The organism is Arthrobacter sp. 08Y14, from assembly GCF_002929455.1.
GTDB classification, from domain to species: Bacteria; Actinomycetota; Actinomycetes; order Actinomycetales; family Micrococcaceae; genus Arthrobacter_B; species Arthrobacter_B sunyaminii.
On the sequence record NZ_PJIX01000003.1, the window covers coordinates 237,258 to 256,535 of the forward strand.

The window sequence follows — 19,278 nt, forward strand, 5'->3', positions numbered from 1 at the left end:
CGTGCCCTCCGCTGTTGCACCAGTTGTGCCCGGGCAAACAGCCGGCAGGGTGCAACGTGCAACGAAAGGCCGAAAACCCACATGACTGTTCCGCTGTCGATCCTCGATCTTGCCATCATTGACGAGGGCGAAACCGCACGCGACTCCTTCGCCTCCAGCCTCGCCCTGGCACAGCATGCCGAGAAACTGGGGTACACCCGCATCTGGTACGCCGAGCACCACAACATGCCCACCATCGCATCCTCGGCCACCAGCGTGCTGGTGGGCTACATCGCCGCCCACACCGAGAACATCCGGCTCGGTGCCGGCGGGGTGATGCTGCCCAACCACGCCCCGCTGACCATTGCGGAGCAGTTCGGCACCCTGGAGACACTCTTCCCCGGCCGGATTGACCTGGGCCTGGGCCGCGCCCCCGGCAGCGACCAGAAGACCATGCGCGCCCTGCGCCGCGATCCCATGTCCTCGGACAGCTTTCCGCAGGATGTGCAGGAGCTGCAGGGCTACCTCACCGGCAACACCCTGATCCCCGGCATTGACGCCACCCCCGGCAAAGGCACCAACGTGCCGCTGTACATTCTGGGCTCGTCCCTGTTCGGCGCCAAGCTTGCTGCGGCCTTGGGCCTGCCGTACTCCTTCGCCTCGCACTTTGCCCCCCAGGCGCTGCAGGATGCCGTGGCCATCTACCGCCGCGACTTCCGCCCCTCCGAGCAGCTGGCCGAGCCGTACGTCATCGCCGGCGTCAACGTCATTGCCGCGGACACCTCCGAAGAAGCGCAGCAGATGTTCACCGACGGTCAGCGCCGCCGCGTCACCCAGCTCTTTGGCCGGGACCGGACCTTCACGCCCGAGGAAGCGGACATGATCCTGGAATCCCCGGGCGGGCAGCAGGTCAAGCAGATGGGACGTTATTCCGCTGTGGGTACGCCGGCAGAGGTCCGCGACTACCTGGACTGGTTCAGCACCCACGCCGATGCCGACGAGCTGATCGTGGCCACGCAGACCCCGACTCTCGAATCACGGCTCCACTCGTTCGAGCTGCTGGCTTCAGTGACGGAGCTGGTCCGGGCCTAAGCTGGTCCTGGCATAAGGCTGCCGGAGACCGGCAGGCCTTCGGCGCCCGGCCAGGTCTCCGGCGTCCGGCCCCGCCGGTCCCGCTGGACGGGACTGGCGCGGACGTGTTCCTCCTTCGTGTGCCTAAGTAGCCCTACGAATGGCCAAACGAAGGGGCTCGAGGATGAGCGCGCAAAAAGCTGCAGGACCGGTGGACTCCCGCGAGGTGGACCCGGCGGATTACGAGACGGACGTGCTGGTGATCGGTTGCGGCTGCGCCGGTGCGGCGGCTGCGCTCGAAGCGCGGGAGCTGGGTGCCGAGGTTATTCTCCTGGAGCGGGCGAGCGGGGGAGGCGGCTCCTCAGCCCATTCCGGCGGTGAGATTTATCTGGGCGGCGGCACACCGATCCAGCAGGCCTGCGGGTTTACCGACACTGCCGGGGACATGGAGGCCTACCTGCTGGCGGCACTGGGGCCAAACGCCGACGCCGAGAAAATCCGCCTCTACTGCGAGGGCAGCCTGGAGCACTACGAGTGGCTGAGCAGCCTCGGCGTCCCGTTCAAGCCCTCGCTGTGGGACAGCCCGTCCTGGGTGCCTCCCACCGACGACGGACTGATGTGGCTGGGCGAAAACGCCATGCCCTTTGCTGCCCTGGCAAAGCCGGCACCGCGCGGCCACCGGGTTACCTCGGAAGGTTACGGCGGCAAGGTGTTGATGAAGGTATTGGCCGAGGCCGTGGATGAGGCGGACATCCCGGTCCACACCGATACCTATGCCGGGCAGTTCATCCTCGACGGCGGCACCGTTGCCGGCGTCGTCGCCACCCGTTTCGGAAAGACGGTGACCTACCGTGCCCGCCGCGGCGTCGTCCTGGCAACAGGCGGCTTTGCGGACAACGCCGAGATGGTGGCCCTGCACGCCCCGCGGCTGACCGGGCTGGGGGTAACCAGCGACGGCGGCGATGACGGACACGGAATCCGCATGGCCCAGGCGCTCGGTGCCGGCACTGCACGGATGTCCTCCGCCCAAGTGGGAATCACCCTGATCCCGGGCCTGGTGGTGCGCGGCATGCTGGTCAACGCCGTCGGGCAGCGGTTCATCAACGAAGACCAGTATCCCGGGCTGCTCGGACAGGCCGCCCTGTTCAAGCAGGACCTGGCAGTCTGGGTCATCCTGGATGAGAAGGCCTACGAGGAAGTTCCGGAACAGGAGCGCTGGGGCGTGGTTCCGCATTTCGCGGCGGAGACCGTCGAAGAACTCGAACAGGAAGTGGGTATGCCGGAGGGTTCGCTGACAGGAACCGTGCGCGAGTACAACCGGCATGCGGCGGCGGGGGAGGACCCGTACTTCTTCAAGAACAAGCGCTGGCTGCGGCCCCTGGAGCCGCCGTTTGCCGCCATCGACGTCCGCCGCGGCATGACCGCTCCGGAATCGGGTTCCGCCGGAGGGGGCGGTGCAAGCGTCTTCACGCTCGGCGGACTGCAAACCGGGCCGGACGGCGAAGTGCTGGATGTCTCCGGGACACCGGTTCCCGGCCTCTACGCTGCAGGCCGCGCCACCGCCGGGATCTACGGACAGGGGTACATCAGCGGCACTTCCCTCGGCGAGGGTACGTTCTTTGGCCGGCGTGCCGGTGCGGCCGCCGCTGCAGCGCCGGGCGGTAAGAACCGAGCCTGTGCTAGAAACAAACCATGAATAAAACCCCGCAGGTCATCCGGTGTTCCGTCGGCATGCGCTGGGGGGACATGGATGCCTACGGGCACGTGAACAACGTGGAAATCCTGCGGATTCTGGAAGAGGCACGGATCCACGCCTTCGGCCCGCCCGGCGGTACCGGCGGGCCGGGGCGGGAACCCGTCGTCGCACTCTTCAATAACGTGCCCCACGGAACCCAGGCGCTGGTGGCGGAGCACCGGGTGAAGTACCTTTCGCCCCTGACCTACCGCAACATCCCGGCCGAGATCGACGTCTGGATCAGCGCACTGAAAGGGGCCAGCCTCACCATCGCCTACGTCATCAGCGATCCCGTAACAGCGCAAACGTGCGCCAAGGCGGAGACCACCCTCGCTTTTGTCGACGCCGCTTCCGGGCGGCTGCTGCGGATCGCTCCGGACCAGAAGGCCCTCATGCTGCCCTACCTCGGGGCGTCAGTGTTCTAAACGGTATCGCTGGCCGGGATTGCCCCGGACGAGCCGGCGGTGCTGTGCAAGGATGGAGGGCCGAGGCCGAAACGGGTTTCGAACCGGAGAACATTGGGTGGGTAGTGGCGCAGCGCAAGACGGACCGGAAGAACCGGCAGGGTGAACAGACCCGCGAACGGATCCTCGAAGAGACCATGCGCCTTGCCGCCCGCCACGGCTATGAGGGAACCAGGATCTCCATGGTCCGCAAAGCCACCGGCTTGTCCGCCAGCTCCATCTACTGGCACTTCTCGGACAAGGAACAACTCATTGCAGCGGCCCTGGAACATGCCATCGGCACTCACCTGCAGACGATCCCCACGTGGCCGGAGTTTGCCTCGGGCGAAAACCGCAGCGCCGAATTGTATGAGCAGATTTTCCAGTGGCCCCGTGAGGACTTTTGGCGCTTCGGGCTGCAGATGGCCGTGGTCCGGCCTCCGGAGGAGTCCCCGGCCAGGGACAGGTTCCTGGAGATTCGCCGGGAAAGCATCGACTGGCTGGCCCGCTGGTGGAAACCCAGCCTGCCGGAGCAGATGGAGCAGCGGGGGATCGGATCGGTGCTGCTGGGCAGCCTCACGTTCGCGGTCCGGGACAGCTACTTTCTCCGGCGGCACGCCGGGCGCCAATTCGACGAGAACCGCATCACGTGGATGCTGGCGCTGTCCGTGGATGCGATGGCTGACCGTCTGGGGGAACTGGCCGGGGATGCCCCGATCCCCTTTGAAGGGGAACCACCGGTTCAGGCCGTGGAGTGCGCCGGCACGCAGACCGGGCGCCGGGCCTTCCTGCAGGCTGCCGAGGACATCATTGCCGAATTCGGGTACGCCGGGGTCACGGTAGCCCGGGTTTGCGAACGCGCCGCACTGCCGGCCAGCTCGCTCTACTGGTTCTTCAAAGACAAGGACGACCTCGTGGCCGAGGTGGTGGCCGGAGCCGTGCAGAAGTGGGAAGCTGCCCGGCTGGACCTGAGCGGGCAACCGGCGCAGGGGGACTGGACCGTGCCGCTTCGCGACCAGCTGCGTGATGTGCTCGAGGGGACCGCCGCCGGAACCGGGATCCTGCGGCTGGGCCTGCTGCTCCTGCTCCAGGACGGCAACCGAACCTCCTGCGGCGTGCAAAGCCTGGAGACGGTGATGGAGAACATGCAGAGCGTGACGACGGACTGGTTCTCCGCTGTGCTGCCGGATATGGAGAGCCAAGAACAGCGCACCGAGCTGGCGGAGTATCTGTCCGAGTGTCTCTTCCGGTTCCTGGAAGGCCTACTGCTCAGCAGGCAGATCGACGCCCATTCCTGGGAACCGGGACTGCTGGCTGACCTGTTGGCCGTGGGCCTGCACCGGGCAGCTGAGAAACTGCTGGCAGGATCGGCAGCTCCCGCCGGGCGCTGACCCTCAGGCGTCGGCTACCGCACCAATGGCCTGAGCCGCAGCCAGCAGTTCCTGTGCCAGAGCCTGGATCCGGGACGCCTCGGCGTTCCGGGGCAGATTGGCGATGCGCAGCACCAGCCGGACCTTCCCGGCGGCGTCAAACACGGGCGCGAGCAGGGAATCGACGTCGTACGTCCGCCCTTCTTCCAGCTGCACCGGAGCGTAGCTGTTGGAGGTGCGGGAGATGATTTCGCGGATTTCGCGTTCCTGGGCCGGGGTGTAGGTGCCGGCGGAGTACTCGCGGAGGGCCTCGAAAACCTGCTCGTCCCGGTAACCGCCCCGCATGGTGATGGACCAGCCGCGCTGACGCACTGCTTCCAGGCGTCCCCGGTACTCGTCCGGGGTGCATTCGTCGCTCGGCAGGGCACGGGAGAGCCAGCGGTCGATGGTCTTCGGGTCTTCCCACGCCAGGCAGAGTTCACCCATGGGAGGCATCAGCGGAATGCGTTCCCCGAGGCGATCGTCCTGCTCCGGAGCCGTGCCGGCGGCGGCGACTATGACAGCCAGCTGATCGCTGATGACAGCCATGGCTGTGCACTCGGCTCCCAGCTCGGCGGCGAGCCGCTCCATTTCGTTCCGTCCCCGCTCGGCCAGCCGAACGCCGGCTATCAGGTCCGCGTCGAAAGGCGCGCTCAGCGACATGGGGGCAAACCGTCCATACCCGCCCTGGAAGAACAGCAACGGCGCCACCGGGCTGCACACCTGCAGCTCATGGACGGCGCCCAGGACAATGTAGTGGTCACCGGCGTCGTTGATTGAATCGAAGGTGCAGTCGATGTAGGCCACCACCCCGTCCAGCACCGGCGCGCCGAGCGGCGACGGCCGCCAGGACAAGCCGGCGAACTTGTCAGCGGACTTGCCGGCAAAGCGGCGGCACAGGTCCTCCTGGTCCGCGGCCAGCACATTGACGCAGAAGGATCCGGCGGTGCGGAGCTTGCTGAAGGTCTGCGATGCAACGGTGGGCAGGAACGCCACCAGCGGGGGATCCAGTGACACCGAGGTGAAGGAACCCACGATCATGCCCACCGGTTCGCCGTCCTCAGCCATGCCCGTAATCAGAACCACGCCGGTGGGGAAGTGGCCCAGCACGTTGCGGAACACCATCGGATCGCTCGTGAGGGGCCGCTGTTGTTCCATGCTGATTTCGGTCATTGTGTTTCCTTTCGAAAGCTGTGGGACGGGGTTACTTCTGAGCGAGCAGGTCCAGAGCCACGTCCACGATCATGTCTTCCTGACCGCCGACCATGCGCCGCTTGCCCAGCTCCATCAGGATGTCCGTGGTGGGGATGCCGTAGCGGGTGCTGGCCGTTTCCGCGTGCCGCAGGAAGCTGGAGTACACGCCGGCGTAGCCCAGCGACAGGGTCTCGCGGTCCACCCGGACGGGGCGGTCCTGCAGCGGGCGCACCAGGTCGTCAGCGGCGTCCATCAGCGCCGGCAGGTTGCAGCCGTGGTCAAGCCCGAACTTGTCTGCAGCGGCAATAAACGCCTCCAGCGGAGCATTTCCGGCTCCTGCTCCCATGCCGGCCAGAGACGCGTCCACCCGGTTGGCGCCGTGTTCCACGGCGGTGAGGGAGTTCGCCACCGACAGTGAGAGGTTCTCATGGGCGTGGATGCCGATTTCAGTGGCCGGATCCAGCACCTGCCGGAAGGCATCAACTCGTTCGGCTACGCCGGGCATGGTCAGGGCTCCGCCGGAGTCCACAACGTACACGCAGGTGGCTCCGTAGCTTTCCATCAGTTTTGCCTGCTTGGCGAGTTCGGCAGGCGGGCTCATGTGGGACATCATCAAAAAGCCCACGGTGTCCATGCCCAAATCGCGGGCGGCACCGATGTGCTGCGCGGACACATCGGCCTCGGTGCAGTGGGTGGCCACACGCACCACCGAAGCCCCGGCGCTGTTGGCGTCCTTGAGATGATGGATGGTGGCGATGCCGGGCAGCGCCAGTGTGGCAACCTTGGCCTGTTTGACGGCCCCCGCAACCGCGGAAATCCATTCCAGGTCCGTGTGGGCACCGAAGCCGTACACGCAGGAGGAGCCGTTGATTCCGTCGCCGTGCGCCACCTCGATGGAAGCGACGCCGGCGGCGTCCAGCGCGGTGGCGATGGCGACGGCCTGGTCCACCGTGTACTGGTGCCGGATGGCATGCATGCCGTCACGCAGGGTGACGTCCGAGATGTAGAGCCTGCTCATGGTTATGCCTCCTGCATCGCCGCGGCGATGTGTTGTTCTTGTACTCCGCCGCGTTCGGCCCACCGCTCGGCGACGGCCATGGCGGCGGAGGTCATGATGTCCAGGTTGCCCGCGTAGGCGGGAAGATAATGCGCGGCGCCGGTCACTTCCAGCATCACTGTGACCCGGGTGCCGGTGAAGCTGCCCGTGCCCGGAATGTGCAGGGCATTCTCCGGGCCGAAGGTTTCAAACTGCACTTCCTGCTTGAGCTTGTACCCGGGAACGTACTCCTGCACCTGTGCGGCCATGGCTTTGACCGACGCCGCGATGGCGGCATGGTCCGTTTCGCCGTCGACCAGGCAGTACACCGTGTTCCGCATCATCATCGGCGGCTCGGCGGGGTTCATGATGATGATGGCCTTGCCTTCGGCCGCACCGCCGACCTCAACCAGGGCGCGGGAAGTGGTCTCGGTGAACTCGTCGATGTTGGCGCGGGTGCCGGGACCGGCGGAACGGGAGGCAACGGAGGACACGATCTCTGCGTAGCGCACCGGAGCCACCCGCGTGACGGCAGCCACCATGGGCACCGTGGCCTGTCCGCCGCAGGTGACCATGTTCAGGTTGGTATCGTCCAGATGGTCCTCAAGGTTCACCACGGGGACGCAGTAGGGGCCGACGGCGGCCGGTGTCAGGTCCAGCACGCGGACGCCGGTGTCCTTCAGCAGGTCCCAGTTGGTGAGGTGCGCGGAGGCGCTGGTGGCATCGAAGACCACCTTGATGTCCTTAAAGTTCGGCATCTCAAGCAGGCCCTGGATGCCGTCGGCAGTAGTGGGAACGCCCATGCTGGCGGCGCGCCGGAGCCCGTCGGACTCCGGGTCGATGCCCACAATGGCACCCATTTCCAGCCGTTTGGCCCCGCGGAGCACCTTGATCATCAGATCGGTTCCGATGTTGCCGGAGCCGATGATGGCCACCGGCCAGAGTTCGTTGGTTCCCACTACTTCTCCTCATGTTTGATGCGGACCTGTCCAAGTCCCTGGATGTTCACTACTGCGTTGGCCCCCGGCGGAAAGTCGACCATGGGGCCGAGGGCCCCGGTCATCAGGATTTCGCCGGCCTTTAGCGGCCGTTCCAGCTGCGCCATGCGCCTCACCAGCCAGAGCGCGGCACGGTAGGGATGGCCCAGGCAGGCAGCGCCCGAGCCCACTGATTCCACGCTGCCGTTGACTTCCATGACCATGCCGGCGGCCGCCAGGTCAATCGACGACGGCGCGACGGGCCGGGTGCCGGTCACTATCTGGCCGCTGGACGCGTTGTCGGCGATGGTGTCCAGGATGGAGATGTCCCAGTTGGTGATTCTTGACCCGACAATCTCAATAGCCGGAAGCAGGTAGTCCACAGCGGCGATCAGCTCGGTGAGCGTGGTGTCCGGCTCGGGGAGATCCTTTTTCAGGACGAGGGCAACTTCTGCTTCCACCCGCGGCTGCAGGACTGCCGCGGCAGCCAGCGCATCGCCGTCGGCCAGGCACATGTCGGCAAAGAGAACGCCGAAGTCCGGCTGGTCCACGCCCATCTGCGCCTGTACGGCCCGTGACGTGAGCCCGATCTTGCGCCCGGCCACGCGGCGGCCCTCGGCGATCCAGGCGTCCTCGTTGGTCCGCTGGACGTCGTAGGCCGCGCTGATGCCGCCGTCTGCGAGCAGGTCGCGGATCGGCTCAATCGGCGTTCCGTCCCGCTCTGCACGGCGCAGGCGTGCGGCTAATTCTGCAATGCCTGCCGGATAAGCAGGTGCAGTCTCGATGGTTGCAGTCATCTGTCCTCCCAAGTGAGCCTTCAGTATTGCGCCGATGAGCTGTCCTGCCCCGGGGCAGTCCCGAAGAGCGGGATGGGAGAAGGGTGGTGCAAATCCTGTAGCGATGTGTACAGTGAAGCTCTAATGTGCGTTAGCTCACATAGTTTTTGTGGTCCATAGATGTGCCAAGGAGGTCCCAGCTAATGAATGTTCCCTGTTGCAGGTTCCGCCGGTGTTCCGCCGGTGTCTCCTTCGGGCGGTGCCGATGAGTATTTCCCTGACGGCACCCCCTGTTGCCTGGCCTCCGGCTCCCTCCGGACCGCCTCCGGCAATGGCGGCGCGGATGACGCTGATCATGGAGGTGTTCGATTCACGCTCCGTCCGGCTGCTGCTGGACGAAATAGCGTCCAGGACGCGCCTGCCGCGCTCCACCACGCACCGGATCCTGGATCAGTTGGTGCAGCTGGGCTGGCTGGAACACACGCCCGACGGCTACGGCATGGGCTGGCGCTCGCTGCAGTTCGGCGGCTTGGACAACGGAAACAGCCGGATCCGGGCTGAGGCCGCGCCCCTGCTGCACAGCCTGCAGATACGGACCGGAATGGTGGTCCATCTGGCCGTCCTCAACGGCACCAACATCCATTATCTGGACAAGGCCGGCGGACGCTCGGCCACCTCGGTGCCGTCGCGGGTGGGCGGCAACGCTCCGGCCCATGCAACGGCACTGGGAAAGTCCATGCTGGCTTGGATCAACCCCGAGCAGCTGGACGAAATGTTCCGGCACGGACTGTCCGCCAACACGCCGCGGACCATCAGGGATGTCCCCGCGCTGTACGCGGAGCTGAACCGGATTCGCCAGCGCGGCGGGCTGGCGTACGAATCCGGTGAGAGCTACGAGGGTATCTCCTGCGTGGCAGCGGCCATCCGCAACCGGAGGGAGCCGGTGGCAAGCATTTCCCTGGTGGGCACCGCCGGGGATCCGATTGAACGTGTGGCTCCACTGGTCCTGGATGCGGCACGCCGCGTGTCAGCAGCGCTGTTTCCCGGTGACCTGGCCCAGGACCGGCATACCGGGTCCTGAGCGCCCCGGAACGGCACATGGGTCCAGGCGTGTCGCTTGGACCCATGTGCCTGTCCCCGGGAGCTCTCACTGGGCCGGGTTCTCAGTCAGCGGCCGGGGGCGTCAGCAGGCCGGCCACCGACCGGCGTGCAAACTTCCATCCACGGGCGGTCCTGGCGAACGAGTCTGAATACAGTCCCAGGGAATCCTGCAGGCTGCCGTCGAGGCGCCGGCCAAAGGCGTGGAAGTAGGCGGTTCCCTTCGCTGTGTCGCCGTCAACGTCAATGATGTGGTTGAGGACCAGATGGCAGGTGCCGCGGTTTGAGGCCATGGTGGATGTGAAGAACTCCCGCAGGGCGGCCGTACCCTGAACCGCGGGGATTCCCCAGCCGGTGCCGTCCCAGACACCGTCTTCGGTGAACAGGGCCAACAGATCGTCCAGCCGGCCGCCGTCGAGGGCTGAAACATATTCGTGGGTTAGGCGCCGGATCAGCTCGATGTCGCTGTCCGCTGCGCCGGCGGCAGAAGCAGTGCGGGGTGCAGAGGCCGTGCCGGTTGGAGAGTGAGTCACGGGGTTCCTTACATCGAAGACGGCGAACCGTCGGGCGGAGCGGCCTGCAGCGGCTCTCCTCCGCCCGACGGGGCGGCATTCTGTTTTGCTAACTAAACGGCAGCGCTTTTAGGGACAAACGCGGCCAGCGGCTCGTCCGCTGCGCCCGAATGATCATGGCCCCAGTAGCTCTCGGCCGTGATTTCCTCGGCAGTGTAGTAGGTTTCATCCACCAGCATGCCCTCGGTGCCGTACTCGATGTCCCAGCCGCCGGGAGCCCGGACGTAGAAGGAGACCATCTTGTCGTTGGTGTGGCGTCCGAGTGAAGCCGAGAGCTTGAAGCCCTGCTTCGTGACTGTGTCCAGGGCCCGCCCCACGGTGTCCAGGTCCTCGACCTCAACCATCAGGTGCACCAGACCCGGGGCATCGGCATGCGGTGCGCCGCCGATGGCAAGGCTGTGGTGGCGCTGGTTGACGCCGAAGAACCGGAACCGGTTGGCCGGCCGCTGCGGGCCCAGCCGCACTGCGCCGCGGGGCAGGAAGCCCAGCACATCGGTGTAGAAGGAAGTAGTTTCCTCCATGGCCATGGTGGGCAGGACAACGTGGCCCATGCCCTGCGCGCCGGTGACGAACTTCTGCGCGTAACCGGTCTTCAGGATGCTGTGGTCCAGGCGGGGGCCGAAGAAAACCTCCACCGGAGTTCCACCAGGATCGGCGAAGGTGATGACCTGTTCCAGGCCGCGCTCGTCGGCTTCTTCCTCGTTGAGCCAGGTGACGGCGATGCCTGCAGCCTCCACGTCCCTGGCCACCTGGGCCAGGGCGATATGGTCGCGGACTTCCCAGCCCACGGCCAGGACCCGGTCGGAAGTTCCCGGGAGCACGATCAGGCGCGCTTCCCGTTCGTCCATGCGCAGGTACAGGCCGTCGGGGTCCGGGCCCACGGCCTCGGCGAAGCCGAGACCTTCGACGGTTAGTTCACGCCAGCGGTCAATGTGCTGGGTCTGGACCTTGAGATAGCCCAGTCCTCGAATGTGAGTCATGGTGTTCCTTGCCTTGCTGTTGTGGTGAGGGTTGTTGCTGTATCCGGAGGTTTCCCGGCGGGTTAGACCATGGCAGCCAGGTTTGCCGGCGGTTCCACGCCCAGCTCCGTGAGGACGGCTGCGTGGTAGGTGGGGCCGGGCACGTGGATGGCGTGGGCAAGGCCCATGTGGGCGTCGCGCCAGAATCGCTGAATCGGGTTGTTCATCCGCAGCCCGTTGCCACCGGAACGGGACAGGATGGTGTCTACGGCGGCGACGGCCCGCCAGGCAGCCTGGATCTGGGTGCGGCGCCCCACGGCGCGCTGCTCAAGGCTGATCTCACGGCCGGCAGCCGCTGTGTCATAGATCCTGCTGATGTTGTCCAGAACTGCCGACCGGGAGGCCCGGATTTCTCCGGCCGCCTCGCTGACCGCGTACATCGAGTACGGATCCTCGATGCTCTTGAATCCGTTGACTTGCATTCGGTCGCGCTGGTAATCCAGGTGCGCGTGCAACGCTCCTTCAGCGATGCCCACCACTGCGGAGGTCAGGCCGAGCGGAAACAGGCTGTAGAACGGGATGCGGTGAATGGGGTCGGTCTTGCCGGCATCGCGTGCCACTTTGCCGCTGAACAGGTCGGCCTGGTTGATGACCCGGTACTCGGGAACAAAGATGTCCTTGATGATGACGTCTTTGCTGCCCGTGCCACGCAGTCCAACCACGTCCCAGGAGTCTTCAACGATGGTGTAATCAGCACGGGGGACAACCACGTGCACTGATTCATAGGGCATCAGCGGTTTGCCCTCGGCGTCGCCGATGAATGCTCCCAGGATGACCCACTGTGCATGGTCGGTGCCGCTGGAGAACTGCCAGTGCCCGCTAAACCGGTAGCCGCCGTCGGTCGGGATGACAACGCCCATCGGCGCGTAGGGGGAGGACACCCAGGTGTTGTCGTCCGCTCCCCAGATTTCTTCCTGGAGCTTCGGAGCCATGAGCTCCAGTTCCCAGGGATGCACGCCAACGACGCCGGCCACCCAGCCCGCTGCTCCGTCGAGGCTGGCGATCTTCATGACCGTTTCGGCAAATTCCGCGGGGTGCGCCCGGGTGCCGCCGTACTCAACGGGGGCAAGCAGCTTCATGACACCGGACTGGCGAAGGATGTCCACGGTGGCCTCATTGAGCTTTCCCAGGTCTTCGTTGGCCTGGCCGTATGAACGCAGTTCTTCGCCGCGCTCGGTCAGCACATCGGAATTTACAGTGGTTGTCATTGCTGCTTCTCGCTTCCTCGTCAGGGCTTGTACTCCGCCTCTGTGCAAAATCTAGGGTCCTTCGACAAGGGGGAGCCCGGGATGTCCCGGTCACCGGGATTGGCGGCTCGGCCGCGGCACAGGCAACCCATCCCGGTGATCGGGATCTGCGTGGCCGTATACCGGGGGACTGTTTATGGTTCAGGAAGACCGAAGAGATTCGTACATGAGGAGCCTGAGAAATGACCACGGACCTTCGCCATGAAGAGGGCAGTGCAGCCCGGACCGGCAACGCAGTGCTGCGGGAGCTCCAGACCGGCAACGGCGTGCTGCGCTACCACGAGGCAGGTGAAGGCCCCCCGCTGGTCTTCCTGCACGGTTCGGGCCCCGGCGTTACCGGCATGGGTAACTTCAAGGGCATCCTTCCGGCCTTCGCCGAGCACTTCCACTGCTACGTCCTGGAATTTCCCGGATTCGGCGTCAGTGACCCTTCGGACCTGCATCCCATGCAGGCCGGCGGGCAGGCCGTTGTCGATCTGGTGGACGGCCTGGGCCTGGACCGGGTGGACATCATCGGCAACTCGATGGGCGGCATGATCGGAACGCGGTTTGCCATCAACCACCCGGACCGGGTGGCCAAGCTGGTAACGCTGGGCGGCATGGGCGTAAATATTTTCAGCCCGTCCCCCGCTGAGGGGATCAGCCTGCTGATTGCCTTCACCGAGGATCCCACCCGCGAGCGGCTCATCCAGTGGCTGCAGTCCATGGTTTACGACCAGGAGCTGGTCACCGAGGAACTGATCAATGAGCGCTGGCAGCAGGCCACGGAACCGAAGACACTGGCCAGCGCCCGCAGAATGTACAGCCGGGCGGCGATGAAAGCCGCGGCCGCAGCTGCCGCTGCCTCCGATGCTGCCCCGGCCTGGGCACAGCTGCACAAGCTGAAGGCCAAAACCCTGATCACCTGGGGCCGTGATGACCGCGTCTCCCCACTGGACGGGGTGCTGGTGCCGCTGAGGACCATTCCCGACGTGGAACTTCATGTGTTCCCCAACTGCGGGCACTGGGCAATGATCGAGCAGAAGGCTGCCTTTGAAAGCACCGTACTGGCATTCCTGCAGCGGGAAGAGGAAGCAGCATGAGCACTTTGTCAGTGGTAACGCCCCTGCAGGTGAGGGTGGTGGAGGTCATCCGGGAAACGTCCGACGCACACACGCTTGTCCTGGAACCGGAGGGGGAAGCGGGGGGTACCTTCAGCTACAAGCCCGGCCAGTTCCTCACCATCCGCATCCCCAGCGACCGTCCCGGCGGCGCAGCGCGCTGCTACTCGCTGTGCAGCTCGCCGCAGCAGGACGAAAAGCTGAAGGTGACGGTCAAGCGCACCCGGGACGGCTACGGATCGAACTGGATCTGCGACAACGTAGTGGAAGGCAACGTCCTGGACGTCCTGCGCCCGGCGGGAACCTTCACCCCGACCTCGCTGGACAAGGACTTCCTCCTGTTCGCCGGGGGAAGCGGTGTTACGCCTGTCATGTCCATTCTGAAGTCGGCACTGGCTGCCGGCAACGGACTGGTGACGCTGGTCTACGCCAACCAGGATGAGTCCTCCATTATTTTTCGGGATGAGCTCATTGCTCTTTCCAAGCAGCATCCCGGCAGGCTTACGGTCATTCACTGGCTGGGAACCGTGCAGGGGCTGCCAGACCAGCCCTCCATCGGTGCCCTGGCCGCACCCTACGCAGACCGCGAAGTTTTCATCTGCGGTCCCGGACCGTTCATGGACTGCGTTGCCCAAGCACTGGACACGCTCGGCATGCCGTCGGAGCAGATCCACATTGAACGCTTCACCTCGCTGGGAACCGATCCCTTCGCTCCGGTGGCTGCAGTGGTTCACGACGTCGAGGGGGAGAGCACGGAGGTGGAGGTCCAATTGGACGGCCAGACCCGGTCCTTGTCCTGGCCCGGCGGAAACCGCCTGCTGGACGTCCTGATCAACGCCGGCATAGACGCGCCATATTCCTGCCGGGAGGGCGCCTGCAGTGCCTGCACGTGCCGCGTCCTCGAAGGCGAGATACGGATGGAAAGGAACGAGGTCCTGGATGCAGCGGACCTCGACGAGGGGTACATCCTCGCCTGCCAGGCGGTGGCAGTCAGCGAGAAAGTCAGGATCACCTACGACGAGTAGGCCGATCGCGCCCGGCCCATCCCGGCCGTGAAACACCAGGGCACTGCCCGGCTCCCCGTGGGGCCGGGCAGTGTTTTTTTCTGAGGAAGCCCAAGGGCACAAAAAAGCGGGAAGGGATCAGTTCCAGCTGAACTGATCCCTCCCGCCCGCCTTTCCAAGCGTCTCGGCGCTACTTCTCCGGCACGTCCTTGAAAATCACGTCGATCCTGCCTTCCAGGGAAGCATCGCGGATGGTCGCTGCCAGGGTCTCGCAGCCTGCAAACTGTCCCGTCGGCCTGTCCCCGCGGCAGGCGAGCGGACGCTCCCGGCAGGCCTTTTGCGCGGTTTCATTCCACTGGATGCTGGTCTGCTGCCAATTCGACTTGCGCACCAGGACAGAAGCGGCGCACGCACTGCAGTCCAGCGGCTGCATTGGATTATCGATAATGCGGAGATCGGTACGTTCCGTCATTAGATCAGTTGTCCCTCTGCAGCCTTGCGCAGGGCCAGATTGCCCGCCACTTCCTTCTGCCAGCTTTCCACCGGCCGGCTCGTATCGAGTTCGTGCTCAAAGCGGTCGGTCATTTCCGGCTTGACGTCCGCCACATCCACGAAGAACTGCTCGTACCACCGGCGCAGCTGGTAGACGGCGCCGTCCTCCTCGCACAGGAGCGGGTTGTCGATGCGGGCCTTGTTCTGCCAGATCTCCACATCCTGGTTGAAGCCGCCCAGGATCCACTGGGCCTGGGTAGCGGCAATCTGGTCCGGGTCGCCCGGAAGTTCGGGCTTCTTCTCCACGATGATTCCGGACATCAGCACGAAGGAGTTCTCATCAATGGGGTAGTGCGCATTGATGAGGACGGTCTTCATCTCGAAGGTCTCGTAGATGTAGACCAGGTCATCGATCATGAACGACGGGCCGTAGTAGGAGGCCACTGAACAGGTCTTGAGCATCTTCGGGGCGCTGGGGTCGGGGTCGGCGGGAGTCACGTCCTCGCGGGCAATTCCGTCGAAGTACTGCGTGGCGATGTGTCCCTCGAAGACGTTCTTGAAGTAAGTGGGGAAGTTGTTGTGGATGTAGAAGAAGTGGGCCATGTCGACGACGTTGTCGATGACTTCACGGGTGCTGGTGTTGACCACAATCTCGTTCCAGACCCACTTGGTCCAGCCCTCGTCCTCGGCGCCCTCGATGCGGGGGATGACGACGTTCTCCGGCGGCGGGTTGCCTTCCGGGTCATTCCAGACGAACAGCAGTCCGTCCTGATCCAGCGTCTGCCAGGTGCTGGTACGGGCGCGCATCGGCACCCGGCGGCTGTACGGAACGGACTTGCAGCGCCCGTCTCCGCCCCAGCGCCAGTCGTGGAACGGGCAGGCAACCTCGTTGCCCTTGACGGTGCCCTGTGAAAGGTCTCCGCCCAGGTGGCGGCAGTACGCGTCAAGGACATTGGTCTTGCCGTCACTGCCTGTGAAGATCACCAGTTTCTGGCCAAAGGCCTTTACCGTGTGCGGTTTGCCGTCCTTGTACTTGTCTGACAGGCCCAGGCAATGCCATCCGCGCGCGTACCGCGTGGGCACCTGTCCTGATTCAATTTGCCTGACTTCGTCCTGGTCTGACTCAACAATGCTCATGTGGAACCGTTCCCTTCAAATTCACCTGTGCGGTGTCGAACGTCTCGAACCTTGAATTTAGGCACAGGCGTAACCGTGTGAGGGGCCAGTCCCGGTGTATGGGACCGTCGTGAGCGGCGCATTTCCCGCCTGACAATCTGGTGGGCGGGCCGCCGGCGGAATGCCGCAGCCAGGCCTGCGTTCCACCGACGACGACGAAAAGGGAAACCATGACAATCGGGCAGGTAAATGTGCAGGACTGGGACAGCGAGTATGACGTCATTGTGGTGGGTTCCGGAGCAGGTGCGATGGCAGGCGCCTTCAGTGCTGCCTCCCGAGGATTCAAAACGCTGGTAGTTGAAAAGACGCCGTTCCTTGGCGGCACGTCGTCCTATTCCGGAGCCTCCTGCTGGCTGCCCGCCACGCAGGTGCAGGAGCGGGCGGGGGTGGCCGATTCCCTCGACGCTGCACGCGCCTATCTGCAGTCCCTGCTGGGAGAGGCTGAAGCTGACCGGCGGGAAGCCTTCCTGGCCAGTGCCCCGGAGCTGGTCAAAGCCCTTGAACATGACCCGGCCATTGAGTTCCGCTGGACTGCGTTCCCGGATTACTTTGCGGGTCCCGGAAGGATGGACGCGGGACGGTCCATGATGCCGCTGGATCTTCCGAAAAGCGAGATTGGGAACCTGGCCGCTCTGGTGCGGCCGAACATAGAGAGTGACCGCAAAGGGGAGTCACACCCTGACGGTCCACTGACCGCCGGGCAGGCACTCATCGGGCGCCTTTTGCTGGGTTTCATGAATACCGGCAACGGCTCTGTGCGCACCGAAACCGAGATGACCGGCCTCATTGTCGAGGAAGGACGAGCAGTCGGCATCTCCGTGGAGACCGCTGAAGGGCCGCACACGCTGAAGGCTGCAGCGGGAGTGCTGCTGGGTGCCGGCGGGTTTGAATCGAACGCCCGGATGCGCGGGGAGAACGGAACACCCGGTTCGGCAGACTGGAGCATGGCGCCGCGCGGTTCAAACACCGGTACCGCCATCCGAAGCGCGCAGGAGGTAGGGGCCGCTGTTGAGCTGATGGATGAGGGATGGTGGTGCCCCGGGGTATTGCAGCCGTCGGGCGACAGCGCCTTTACCCTGGGCTTCCGGGGCGGCCTGATGGTGAGCGGGGACGGACGGCGTTTCGCCAATGAGTCACTGCCTTATGACCGGATGGGCCGCCAAATGGCCTTCGCCGCGGAAGACCGGATCCCTTCATGGTTTGTCTTCGATTCACGTTTTGGCGGCGAGCTGCCCGCCATCATGCGCCCGGACAACACATCACCCCAGGAGCACCTCGCTGCCGGAACCTGGGTTCAGGCACAAACCCTCGAGGAGCTGGCTGAACGCACCGGGCTGCCTGCGGAAGCGTTGAGCGAAACCGTGCAGCGGTTCAACGGTTTTGCCGAAACCGGCGTGGACGAGGACTTCCACCGCGGTGAAGACCCCTATGACCTCTTTTTCACGGATCCTTCGCACGGCCCCAATCCGGCCCTGGTGGCATTGGACCAGCCACCGTACTTTGCCGCGCGGGTGGTGCTCAGCGACCTGGGCACCAAGGGCGGTCTGCGCACGGACCCCGACGCACGGGTCCTGGCCGAAGACGGGGAACCCATCCCCGGGTTGTACGCCGTGGGAAACACGAGCGCGTCCTTCTCCGGCCGGTTCTATCCGGGGCCGGGCATTCCCATCGGCACCGCCATGGTCTTTGCCTACCGCGCGGTCCAGTCCATGGCGGCGCGCTAGGCAGCCGGGTATTGGACTGCACGGATCACGGAGCCGTCCGGCAGTCCTGCAGCAGCGGCCTGTTGGAACCGCACCGCCGGGGGCTAGCATTTTTCCTATCGGCCCAGGCGGCTGCCGGTGCCATCCTCAGTTCGCGTCGGCTTCCTGTTCATCTCCAAGCCGGCTGAGGGGCCGGGACCGGAATAAGGTCCTGGCCTTGCCCTGTAAGGAGAATGACCGTGTGGTCCCACAACCTCGGAATTTCACCCTTGGAGGCCCTCTGGGTCATCCTTTCTGCGACTGGCATCTATGCCGCATTTTTCGTCCTGATCCGGACCGCCGGGCAGCGCGCACTGGCCAGCTGGTCCACGATGGACAAGGCCATTGTGATTGCTTTCGGGTCGGTGCTGGGGCGGGTGGTTTTGGGCTACACGCCCACCCTGGCCGCCGGCGTCATCGGCTTGGCAACTATGTTTGCCCTCTTCCGGTTGGAGGCCGTCCTGCGCCGGACCAGGCGGGGTGCCTACTTCTCCAGCAAACCGATCCTGCTCATGGCGGGGGATCAGGTTCTGCAGGCCGGACTGCGTTCAGCCAGAATTGTGGAGGACGAGCTGTACTTCAAACTGCGCCAAGCGGGCATCAGGAACTTTTCCGAAGTTGCGCTTGTCGTCCTGGAACCCACCGGTGATGTCTCGGTCCTGCGGCGCGGGGAGCTCATCGACCCGCTGCTGCTGCGCAGAATTCCCGACAGGGACAGTATTCCGGCCCACCTGGTGCTGCCCGGCTGAGCGGATTCAGAGTGCGGGGATGCCCCGTTTTGCCTTTCGGTAGATCTCGTGTAGAGTCTTACTCAGTTGTTGGTTGTTGCGCATTTTGTATTTCAAGCGGCGAAACCCAAACGGGCTAGCCGCTTTTCTGTAAAAGCGGTAAATGAACACCGCGACTGAAGCTCCCCGAAAGTCGGGACCAGCTTCACTCCAGAAGGAATATTAAAATGGCTACAGGTACAGTAAAATGGTTTAACTCCGAAAAGGGCTTCGGCTTCATCGAGCCCGATGACGGCAGCGCCGACGTGTTCGCTCACTACTCCGCTATCAACTCCAATGGTTACAAGTCCCTGGACGAGAACCAGAAGGTTAGCTTTGATACCGAGCAGGGCCCCAAGGGTCCCCAGGCTACGAACATCCAGGCGCTCTAATTTAGAGACTTCGGTTCAGTACTAGTACTGAATTGCCTTACAAAAGCAG

The 19,278-nt window shown here is 64.6% G+C and carries 19 protein-coding genes; 10 read left to right on the top strand and 9 right to left on the bottom strand.

Annotation, left to right across the window (positions count from 1 at the left end; all coding sequences use genetic code 11):
* Positions 1–81 precede the first annotated feature (81 nt).
* The 4 genes from CXR03_RS13520 (at position 82) to CXR03_RS13535 (ending at position 4,619) form a co-directional block, all read left to right on the top strand.
* Complete coding sequence (locus CXR03_RS13520; protein ID WP_104055075.1) at positions 82–1,071, top strand: LLM class flavin-dependent oxidoreductase; 990 nt, start codon at positions 82–84, stop codon at positions 1,069–1,071.
* Positions 1,072–1,234: 163 nt separating this feature from the next.
* Positions 1,235–2,746 (top strand): FAD-dependent oxidoreductase, encoded by a 1,512-nt coding sequence (locus CXR03_RS13525; RefSeq protein ID WP_104104301.1) that lies wholly within the window; start codon positions 1,235–1,237, stop codon positions 2,744–2,746.
* On the top strand, positions 2,743–3,210 hold the full coding sequence (locus CXR03_RS13530) for a thioesterase family protein (RefSeq protein ID WP_258073647.1): 468 nt from the start codon (positions 2,743–2,745) through the stop codon (positions 3,208–3,210). The genes CXR03_RS13525 and CXR03_RS13530 overlap by 4 nt, the downstream gene beginning before the upstream one ends.
* A gap of 44 nt (positions 3,211–3,254) precedes the next feature.
* Positions 3,255–4,619 carry a TetR family transcriptional regulator gene (locus CXR03_RS13535; protein WP_219816248.1) on the top strand — a complete coding sequence of 455 codons (1,365 nt, stop codon included), beginning with the start codon at positions 3,255–3,257 and terminating at the stop codon, positions 4,617–4,619.
* A 3-nt stretch (positions 4,620–4,622) separates the two neighbouring features.
* Here CXR03_RS13535 and CXR03_RS13540 read toward each other — a convergent pair whose 3' ends face one another.
* From CXR03_RS13540 to CXR03_RS13555, 4 genes are read right to left on the bottom strand one after another with little or no spacing between them, the layout of a single operon-like run.
* Positions 4,623–5,810 carry a flavin reductase gene (locus tag CXR03_RS13540; RefSeq protein ID WP_104104303.1) on the bottom strand — a complete coding sequence of 396 codons (1,188 nt, stop codon included), beginning with the start codon at positions 5,808–5,810 and terminating at the stop codon, positions 4,623–4,625.
* Positions 5,811–5,841: 31 nt separating this feature from the next.
* The gene (gene dmpG / locus CXR03_RS13545; RefSeq protein ID WP_104104304.1) at positions 5,842–6,849 is read right to left on the bottom strand and encodes a 4-hydroxy-2-oxovalerate aldolase; all 1,008 of its coding nucleotides are present in this window, start codon (positions 6,847–6,849) and stop codon (positions 5,842–5,844) included.
* A gap of 2 nt (positions 6,850–6,851) precedes the next feature.
* Positions 6,852–7,826, bottom strand: coding sequence for an acetaldehyde dehydrogenase (acetylating) (locus tag CXR03_RS13550; RefSeq protein WP_258073648.1), 975 nt, complete (start codon positions 7,824–7,826; stop codon positions 6,852–6,854).
* Positions 7,826–8,641, bottom strand: coding sequence for a 2-keto-4-pentenoate hydratase (locus CXR03_RS13555; protein ID WP_104104305.1), 816 nt, complete (start codon positions 8,639–8,641; stop codon positions 7,826–7,828). Before CXR03_RS13555 ends, CXR03_RS13550 begins: the two co-directional genes overlap by 1 nt.
* A 244-nt stretch (positions 8,642–8,885) precedes the next feature.
* Here CXR03_RS13555 and CXR03_RS13560 point away from each other — a divergent pair, with 244 nt between their 5' ends.
* Positions 8,886–9,701 carry an IclR family transcriptional regulator gene (locus CXR03_RS13560; RefSeq protein ID WP_104104306.1) on the top strand — a complete coding sequence of 272 codons (816 nt, stop codon included), beginning with the start codon at positions 8,886–8,888 and terminating at the stop codon, positions 9,699–9,701.
* A gap of 82 nt (positions 9,702–9,783) precedes the next feature.
* On the opposite strand, the gene CXR03_RS13565 is transcribed toward CXR03_RS13560, so the two are convergent.
* The 3 genes from CXR03_RS13565 to CXR03_RS13575 all read right to left on the bottom strand — a co-directional run bounded on the left by CXR03_RS13565 (position 9,784) and on the right by CXR03_RS13575 (position 12,517).
* Positions 9,784–10,251: a nuclear transport factor 2 family protein gene (locus CXR03_RS13565; protein ID WP_104104307.1), complete on the bottom strand. Its 468-nt coding sequence runs from the start codon at positions 10,249–10,251 to the stop codon at positions 9,784–9,786.
* A 92-nt stretch (positions 10,252–10,343) separates the two neighbouring features.
* Positions 10,344–11,270, bottom strand: a complete 927-nt coding sequence (locus CXR03_RS13570) for a VOC family protein (RefSeq protein ID WP_104104308.1) — start codon at positions 11,268–11,270, stop codon at positions 10,344–10,346.
* Between the two features lie 62 nt (positions 11,271–11,332).
* Positions 11,333–12,517 (bottom strand): acyl-CoA dehydrogenase family protein, encoded by a 1,185-nt coding sequence (locus CXR03_RS13575; protein WP_104104309.1) that lies wholly within the window; start codon positions 12,515–12,517, stop codon positions 11,333–11,335.
* 221 nt (positions 12,518–12,738) lie between these two features.
* Between CXR03_RS13575 and CXR03_RS13580 the strand changes: the two genes are divergently transcribed.
* Both CXR03_RS13580 and CXR03_RS13585 read left to right on the top strand, forming a co-directional pair.
* Positions 12,739–13,638: an alpha/beta fold hydrolase gene (locus tag CXR03_RS13580; protein WP_104104310.1), complete on the top strand. Its 900-nt coding sequence runs from the start codon at positions 12,739–12,741 to the stop codon at positions 13,636–13,638.
* Positions 13,635–14,681 carry a ferredoxin--NADP reductase gene (locus CXR03_RS13585; protein ID WP_181034608.1) on the top strand — a complete coding sequence of 349 codons (1,047 nt, stop codon included), beginning with the start codon at positions 13,635–13,637 and terminating at the stop codon, positions 14,679–14,681. Before CXR03_RS13580 ends, CXR03_RS13585 begins: the two co-directional genes overlap by 4 nt.
* A 169-nt stretch (positions 14,682–14,850) precedes the next feature.
* On the opposite strand, the gene CXR03_RS13590 is transcribed toward CXR03_RS13585, so the two are convergent.
* Both CXR03_RS13590 and CXR03_RS13595 read right to left on the bottom strand, forming a co-directional pair.
* Positions 14,851–15,132, bottom strand: a complete 282-nt coding sequence (locus CXR03_RS13590) for a ferredoxin (protein ID WP_104104311.1) — start codon at positions 15,130–15,132, stop codon at positions 14,851–14,853.
* A complete protein-coding gene (locus CXR03_RS13595; RefSeq protein ID WP_104104312.1) occupies positions 15,132–16,289 on the bottom strand; it encodes a Rieske 2Fe-2S domain-containing protein in 1,158 nt (385 codons plus the stop codon). The genes CXR03_RS13590 and CXR03_RS13595 overlap by 1 nt, the downstream gene beginning before the upstream one ends.
* A 209-nt stretch (positions 16,290–16,498) precedes the next feature.
* Between CXR03_RS13595 and CXR03_RS13600 the strand changes: the two genes are divergently transcribed.
* The 3 genes from CXR03_RS13600 (at position 16,499) to CXR03_RS13610 (ending at position 19,229) form a co-directional block, all read left to right on the top strand.
* Positions 16,499–18,052, top strand: coding sequence for an FAD-binding protein (locus CXR03_RS13600; RefSeq protein WP_219816249.1), 1,554 nt, complete (start codon positions 16,499–16,501; stop codon positions 18,050–18,052).
* A 218-nt stretch (positions 18,053–18,270) separates the two neighbouring features.
* On the top strand, positions 18,271–18,819 hold the full coding sequence (locus CXR03_RS13605) for a DUF421 domain-containing protein (RefSeq protein WP_258073649.1): 549 nt from the start codon (positions 18,271–18,273) through the stop codon (positions 18,817–18,819).
* Between the two features lie 206 nt (positions 18,820–19,025).
* Positions 19,026–19,229, top strand: a complete 204-nt coding sequence (locus CXR03_RS13610; protein ID WP_104055090.1) for a cold-shock protein — start codon at positions 19,026–19,028, stop codon at positions 19,227–19,229.
* Positions 19,230–19,278: the final 49 nt, after the last annotated feature.